Here is a 6,376-nt window from a genome sequence, read left to right as displayed (position 1 = left end):
CTCACTCCCCCCTTGACCATCCCCCAAAGTCCATTATTCTGCCTGCCCCCACGCTCCGGCGAAAGCTGCATTCCGCGCCTCGCCTGACCACGTGGTTCCCCACCACCATGAAAGAAAACATCCATCCCAAGACCACCGAGACGACGATCACCTGCACCTGCGGTGCCGTGTACAACACGATCTCGACCGTGCCAAACCTCCGTATCGGCATCTGCTCCGCCTGCCACCCGTATTTCACCGGTGAACAGCGCTTCATTGATACCGCCGGTCGTGTGGACAAGTTCGCCCAGCGCTACGGTTCCGTCCGCGCCCGCCGCACCGCTCCGAAGCTCGAAGCCGCTGCTCCTGCCGCCGCCGAAGCTCCAGCCGAAGCGTAGCTCACAGCACCCTCCTTTTAGTCAAACGGTGTCCATGCCTCGTGCTGGGCACCGTTTTCTTTTTGTCTCTTCTCTCCCCTCTCTCTTTCCCTCCTCATGGACTACTCAGGCGTCATCGCCGGTAAACGCACCCGCTTCGCCGATCTCGAAGACATCATCGGCCGCCCGAATTTCTACGACGATGCCAAGAAGGCGGGCGACATGCTGCGCGAACACCGCAGCCTGCAAAACCTGCTCACCTCATGGGACTCGTTTGAGAAAACTCAGGTGGAACTGGCCGAGAGCCGCGTGATGGCCAAGTCTCAGGAGGACAAGGAGTTCGCCGAAATGGCCGCTGCGGAAATCCCAATGCTGGAGCAGCGCCTCGTCGATCTCGAAAAGGCCATCCAGGAATCCATTCTGCCGCCCGATCCGCTCGAAGGCCGCGACATCATTCTCGAAATCCGTGCCGGCACCGGCGGTGATGAAGCCTCCCTGTTTGCCGCCGATCTGCTGCGCATGTACTCGCGCTTTGCAGAAGGCCGTGGGTGGAAGATCGAATCCCTCGACACCAGCCCCTCCGAAGTCGGCGGGTTCAAGGAAGTCATCGTCAAAATCAGCGGTGAAGACGTGTACCGCGTGATGAAATACGAAAGCGGTGTGCACCGCGTGCAGCGCGTGCCTGCCACTGAGGCGCAGGGCCGCATCCACACCTCCGCCGCCACCGTGGCCGTGATGCCCGAGGCCGAGGAAGTCGATTTCGAACTCAAGTCCGATGAAGTCCGCATCGAAGTCTGCCGCTCCTCCGGTGCAGGCGGTCAGGGCGTGAACACCACGGACTCCGCCGTGCAGGTGCTCCATATCCCCACCGGCACCATCGTCCGCTGTCAGGACGGCCGCAGCCAGATCAAGAACAAGGAAAAAGCCCTCAGCATTCTGCGCTCACGCCTGCTTGAAAAGAAGCAGCAGGAAGAAGCCGCCAAGTACTCCGCCAACCGCAAAAACCTCATCGGCAGCGGCGGTCGCGAAGAAAAAATCCGCACCTACAACTACCCGCAGAACCGCGTCACCGATCACCGTATCGAACTCACGCTCTACAACCTCGATCAGTTCATGGAAGGCCGCATTGAAGGCATCCTTCAGGCCCTGCTGGCCAGTGATCTGAAAGAGCGTCTCGCGGAAGCTGGATTGACGTAAAGATCACAGGGGCAGCGTGCTGCCTTCTGCCTCCATCACTTCGAGTACACAGGCGCAGCCGTGCGCGTGTAATTAAACACCCCTGTTCCACAAGCCGGGCGGAAGACAAAACCGTCCACGGCATGTTTGTGGGAGAACCATGCGGAGACAGGATGGAACGAGGTGACTGGCAGGTCGATGTACTTCCCGTGCTCGGCGCCCTCGGTCACGCTCTGAACGACGACGAGGTTCCCCCGATGCGTGTAGACCTTCATGGGGTGAAGACGCTGGATGCCCTCATCCCAATAGGCAGGCGGGACTTCTGTCCGGGCTTTTTCGCGATGCGCCAACAGCGCGGTGTTGTACGCCGACAGAGTCCTCCAGGCATCCCGCTACAGGCCTTGGTGAAACATTGATCCCGGATCAGCAGGTCCCTGCATGCAACTGCACAGAAAGACAAGCAGCGCCCCCATGGAAACCACCGTCATGCGGCGCAGCGTGGCAGGAGGTGAAAAGGACTCATTCATGATTCCATCTTCTGCCCTGCCCCTGAACATTCAACCTCCTTCTGATAGGCGCGCGTCCTGCTTGTGAGCGGGAAAAATCAGTTCACGGGCAGATGCTGATGCAGGTAGTTCGTCAGCAGCTCATACAGATGACGCTGGGTGCCTTTGCCGGTGTTGATGGCATGGTCACGATTCGGATAGGGCATGACGGTGAAGCGTTTGTTTTTCGCGACGAGTTCATTGATGAGCTTCTCCGTGCCCTGGTAGTGTACATTGTCATCGCCCGTGCCGTGCACGATGAGGAGGTTCCCCTTCAATGCCGCCGCATGGGTGATGGGAGAGCCGAGTCGATAGCCTTCCTTATTGGCTTTGGGCAGCCCCATGTAGCGTTCCTCATAGATGGTGTCATAGAGCTGGCGGTCGGGCACGGGGGCCACGGCCATCGCCGTTTGATAAAGATCGGGATAGCGGAAGATGGCGTCCAGACTGCTGCTGCCACCGCCGCTCCAGCCCCAGATGCCCACACGCTGCGGGTCGAGAAAAGTGAAGTGCTTCAACAATGCCTTCGTCGCGGCCGCCTCTTCCCGGGAGTTCATGATGCCCAGTTGTAGATGGATGCTCTTGCGCCAGTCACGGCCTCGCGGGCTCGGCGTGCCGCGTGTGTCCACACTCGCGACCACATAGCCCTGCTGCGCCAGCATCCAGTGCCAAAGTCCGCGCTGCCCGCTCCAAGCATCGCGCACGGTCTGCCCTGCGGGTTCTCCATACACATGCATGAGCAGCGGATGCGTGCGCGACTTGTCCATGTCCTGCGCGCTGATGCAGAGAGCATCGCATGAGATGCCACCGCCAATGTCCACGCGCATAAACTCGACCTTCGGCAGCTTGAGTGCCGCCAACTTATCACGCAGATTCTTCTGAGTCCTGAGCACATGGATTGTGCGGTGATCTGGTAGCGAGACCAGTTGAATCACAGGTGGCGAAATCGCAGTCGAGTACGTATGCACGGCCAACTGCGAATCCTCGGTCATTTCGTAGCCATGCGTGCCCGGCTGATCCGCAGGCGAGAGCCGCTGCGGCTCACCACCCTTGAGACCGACGCGATAAAGATACCGCTGCGTGGCATTGGTGGGAGAGGCGTAATAGTAGAGCCAACCGCCCTTGTCATCGACTTGCTTGACGTCAATCACATCAAGCTCACCCTGCGTGATAGGCGTGACTTCACCCGCCAGGGTGGCGCGATAGGCATGGCGCCAGCCGCTGCGCTCGCTGAGCCATAGGAAATCATCACCGATCCAGCGGATGCTGTTCTTATTGTCCACCCAGGCTTTGTCTGTCTCGGTGAACACCAGTTGCGTGGCACCCGTGGCGGGATCTGCGCGCATGACATGCAGTTTATTTTGCAGACGATTGAATTGCTGCAGCAGCACCGCCTTGCCATCCGGCGTCCATTCGGCATGGGGCAGATAATGCTCACGCGGATCTCCCGGCACGTTCATCCATGTGATGCCACCTCCCGCGGCAGAGACCACACCGAGGCGCGTGGCGGAGTTTTTTTCACCCGCCTTGGGATAAGGAAACGAGGTGATGCGCGGATAGCGGCCATCGGCATGATTGACCAAAGTAAAGCGCTTCACATCTTGGGTATTAAACTGCCAGAACAGCAGACGCGTCCCGTCAGGACTCCAGCGAAAGCCGTCGCGCAGGTCCAGCTCTTCTTCGTTCACCCAGTCTGAACAGCCATTGATAAGCGTGGCGGAGCCATCCGCCGTCAGCGCAGTGATCTTCATGTCCGCCAAACTTTGCACATACAGGTTGTTCTTCTGCACATAGGCTACGCGGCTGCCATCGGGTGAAAACTTGGCAAACATCAGCGTCGCGGGCGCGGCAGCTCCGCCGAGCTTGCGCAGAGCTCCGCTCGCCACATTCAGCAGCCAGTAGTCGCCACGCGTGTTCTTGCGCCAGACCTTCCGCGTGTTGGCAAACAGCAGCACTTGCGACTCGTCCTTGGAGAACTCGAAGCTGTCCACGCTCAGCGGCTTCTTCCCGCCAGGAGCGGTCAGAGTTTTCGCTGAAGCGATGATCGTCTGCAGGCCCGTGGCCACATCGTGGCGGACGAGATCTTTACCGGGAATGTCTTTGCCATCCCTGTCCTTGCCGAGTGATTCGAGGGCAAAGTAATACGCCCCCTTCTTGCTCCAGTGCAGCGTCTCCATTTTCTCCTCCTTGTACTCTTCGTCGGTGAAGATGGAGGCCAGTGTCAGCTGCTCGGGATTACCCGCAGCATGGGTGGATGTGGCCCCGTGGAGGGCAGCCAGCAGGAGACAAAGCAGGCGAAAATTCATAAAGCCGCCATTAAGCGACATTGAATGCCGCGCATCAATCCTTGAATTGGGCCAGCACCGCACAATACGCCAGATTGATCCAGGGCTTCGCTTCAGCTTGTCCCGGACGTAGATGATCTCGCCGAACTTTCGTCTCATCTCAAAGGGAAATATACTGAAGGAGACCATCGGTTGAAACCGTCTTTGAAATCCCCCGCGCTGCCGCCCCCCCCGAAAACTCGGGGTCGTCGCACAAAGGCTGAGCCGGCTACGTATTGCTCAAGACTCCATGACCCGTTACGTTTTCAGCCTCTCCACCCTCCTCATCGTCACCTCTGGCCTGCCGGACGCCGTCCACGCAGCCGAGCCGTATGACGCCTTCCTGCAGAAACACTGCATCAGCTGCCATGGCCCCAAAAAGGAGAAGGGAGATTTGCGGATCGACCAGCTCTCGCGCGATTTCAAACTGGGCGCGGACACCCATCATTGGGCGGAGATGATCGAACAGGTCAATTCCGGCGAGATGCCGCCCAAGAAGGAGAAGCAACCGACGCAGGAGGAGATCGCAGCGTTTGTGACGAGCCTTGATGCGCACATCAAAGAAGGCCGTGCGGCGCGCATGGCGGCACGGCCTGCGGTCGCCCTTTATCGGCTGAGCCGGAAGGAGTATCAAAACACCGTCTATGATCTTCTCGGCGTGCGCTATGATCCCGCCAAACCCGGGGAGCTGAATGAGGACACGCTGTGGCACGGTTTTGAGCGCATCGGTTCAGAGCTCTCGCTCTCGCCGTCGCATGTGGATCGCTACTACCGCGCTGCGGAACTTGTGCTCGACCGCGCCTTTCCCGCTGCCTCCTCGGCCGAGGCGCGCAAAGTCCACAAGACCGCAGCCGACATCCGCTACAACGGCGGCAAGGAACAGCAGGCGGCGCTGGACCGCTTCGGCATCAAGCGCCCGCTGCGCTACCTGATGTTTCCTGGCAACACTCAAAATGCGCTTTCGCCCAACTGGTTCGGCAAGATCGGCCCGGAGCACAGCGGGCTCTACAAGCTCCGCATCCAGGCCAGCGGCATCCGCCCGCTCGGCGGCCAGACCGCCCATCTGAGCATCGGCAAGCGCACGGGTGAAGAAACGGTGGATGGCATGGTGGAGTTCGACATCACCGCGACGGAAGACAAGCCGCAGGTCTATGAGTTCGAGGTGTTTCTTGAGATGCCCGCAACGCTGGACTTCTGCGTGGTGGCCACGGATGTGGTGGACCGCCGGCAAGGAGCAGCCTTCCGCAATGCGCTCAGCAGCAGAGGCGGATACGTTTTCACGCACAGCAGCGAGACCACGCTCCTGAATCCGAACGCACCGCAGATGTTTGACGACAAAGGAAACGGCCTGTTCTCCACCGTGCTGCTCGATTGGATCGAATGGGAGGGCCCGCTGGTGTCGGACGCAGAAAAAGCACGGCGCAAGGATGTGGTGCCGCCTGATGATGCCACGCCTGAAGTGGTCGCAGAGCATTTGCAGCGCTTCGCCGAGCGTGCCTGGCGTCGCCCGGTGAAGACCGAAGAGCTGGCTGAGTATTTGAAATCCTACAGTGATGAACGCGCGGCAGGCGAAAAAATGGCCGATGCCTATCGTGTCGCGCTGCAGGGTGTGCTGACCTCCAGGCACTTCATTTACATCGTCGAGGGCGACACTGTGGCCCTCGAGCAGCTCACCGACTCGGAACTCGCCACCCGGCTTTCCTACCTCCTCTGGAGCTCGATGCCGGATGACGCGCTCTTCACAGCAGCCAAAGGCGGCGCGCTGAAGGGTGACGCCCTCGCGAAAGAAATCGATCGCATGCTCGCAGACAGCAAAGCTAGCCGCTTCATCGACGACTTCGCGCGGCAGTGGCTGCAACTGAACCGCGTGGGCATGTTCCCGCCGGACAAGAAACTCTACCCCGCCTACGACGCATGGCTGGAGGAAAGCATGCGCTCAGAGCCGGTGGAGTTCTTCCGCGAGATGTACAGCAAG

6 protein-coding genes are annotated in these 6,376 nt (G+C 59.8%); 3 read left to right on the top strand and 3 right to left on the bottom strand.

Annotated features, from left to right (window positions below):
* Window positions 1–377: 50S ribosomal protein L31 (gene rpmE, locus ACIREA_RS23960; protein WP_397384863.1), on the top strand; the 377-nt coding region annotated here is incomplete at its 5' end.
* 96 nt (window positions 378–473) lie between these two features.
* Entirely contained in the window at window positions 474–1,553 is a 1,080-nt protein-coding gene (gene prfA / locus ACIREA_RS23955; RefSeq protein WP_397384862.1) for a peptide chain release factor 1, read from the top strand.
* Between the two features lie 35 nt (window positions 1,554–1,588).
* Here prfA and ACIREA_RS23950 read toward each other — a convergent pair whose 3' ends face one another.
* The 3 genes from ACIREA_RS23950 to ACIREA_RS23940 all read right to left on the bottom strand — a co-directional run bounded on the left by ACIREA_RS23950 (window position 1,589) and on the right by ACIREA_RS23940 (window position 4,383).
* Window positions 1,589–1,807 carry a hypothetical protein gene (locus ACIREA_RS23950; protein WP_397384861.1) on the bottom strand — a complete coding sequence of 73 codons (219 nt, stop codon included), beginning with the start codon at window positions 1,805–1,807 and terminating at the stop codon, window positions 1,589–1,591.
* A 117-nt stretch (window positions 1,808–1,924) separates the two neighbouring features.
* Window positions 1,925–2,059, bottom strand: a complete 135-nt coding sequence (locus tag ACIREA_RS23945) for a hypothetical protein (protein WP_397384860.1) — start codon at window positions 2,057–2,059, stop codon at window positions 1,925–1,927.
* Window positions 2,060–2,136: 77 nt separating this feature from the next.
* Complete coding sequence (locus ACIREA_RS23940; RefSeq protein ID WP_397384859.1) at window positions 2,137–4,383, bottom strand: S9 family peptidase; 2,247 nt, start codon at window positions 4,381–4,383, stop codon at window positions 2,137–2,139.
* Between the two features lie 268 nt (window positions 4,384–4,651).
* On the opposite strand from ACIREA_RS23940, the gene ACIREA_RS23935 reads away from it, so the two are divergent.
* The coding region (locus ACIREA_RS23935; RefSeq protein WP_397384858.1) for a DUF1592 domain-containing protein at window positions 4,652–6,376 on the top strand (1,725 nt) is incomplete at its 3' end.

Origin of the sequence: Prosthecobacter sp. (assembly GCF_044373815.1) — a bacterium.
GTDB lineage: Bacteria > Verrucomicrobiota > Verrucomicrobiia > Verrucomicrobiales > Verrucomicrobiaceae > Prosthecobacter.
Note: the sequence above shows the minus strand (reverse complement) of the source record. Positions and strands in the feature narration are given on the sequence as shown.

What these genes read in the sequence shown, in the direction of transcription:
- prfA (WP_397384862.1), top strand. Translation starts at nt 474, where the DNA reads ATGGACTACTCAGGCGTCATCGCCGGTAAACGCACCCGCTTCGCCGAT.
- ACIREA_RS23950 (WP_397384861.1), bottom strand. Translation starts at nt 1,807, where the DNA reads ATGAAGGTCTACACGCATCGGGGGAACCTCGTCGTCGTTCAGAGCGTG.
- ACIREA_RS23945 (WP_397384860.1), bottom strand. Translation starts at nt 2,059, where the DNA reads ATGAATGAGTCCTTTTCACCTCCTGCCACGCTGCGCCGCATGACGGTG.
- ACIREA_RS23940 (WP_397384859.1), bottom strand. Translation starts at nt 4,383, where the DNA reads ATGAATTTTCGCCTGCTTTGTCTCCTGCTGGCTGCCCTCCACGGGGCC.